1 protein-coding gene and 1 pseudogene are annotated in these 409 nt (G+C 60.9%); both read right to left on the bottom strand.

Features of this window, described 5'->3' with window-relative positions; all coding sequences use genetic code 11:
- Positions 1-229, bottom strand: a 229-nt coding sequence (locus tag EOC94_RS33635; RefSeq protein WP_127295892.1) for an FAD-dependent oxidoreductase, incomplete at its 3' end; no start/stop codon positions are given.
- Positions 226-409: pseudogene (locus EOC94_RS33630) on the bottom strand (carbohydrate kinase); the annotation flags it as partial. The gene EOC94_RS33635 and the pseudogene EOC94_RS33630, both read right to left, overlap by 4 nt.

Below are 409 nucleotides of genomic sequence, written 5' to 3'. Positions count from 1 at the left end.
CCTCGCGTTCGATCAGCGCTTCGCGAACCAGCCTGAATTCATAATATTCGAGGTAGCGCAGGCCGCCATGCACCAGCTTGCCGGAACGCGAACTGGTGCCTTGCGCGAGATCGTCTTTTTCGCACAGGATGACGGACAGGCCACGACCTGCAGCATCACGCGCTATGCCGGCTCCATTGACGCCGCCGCCGATCACGAAGAGATCGACGACATCTGTTGTATTGCTCAAGATCTTGCTCCTGTGAGGTGCGCCATGCCCTTCCACACCGGCCGAAGCGCCTGGCGCGCCGCAACGAAGGAAGGGAAGAGCGCATCGTATGTTTGCGAAAGCGCCTCGTCATAGGCATCGCAGTCGCCGAGAAGCGGCGTCACCCATTCGGCGGCGCAGTCTTCCATGGAGCCGTAGACG

This window comes from Mesorhizobium sp. M6A.T.Ce.TU.016.01.1.1 (assembly GCF_003997065.1).
Classification (GTDB): Bacteria; Pseudomonadota; Alphaproteobacteria; order Rhizobiales; family Rhizobiaceae; genus Mesorhizobium; species Mesorhizobium mediterraneum.
This window is presented reverse-complemented; position numbering and strand designations above follow the sequence as displayed.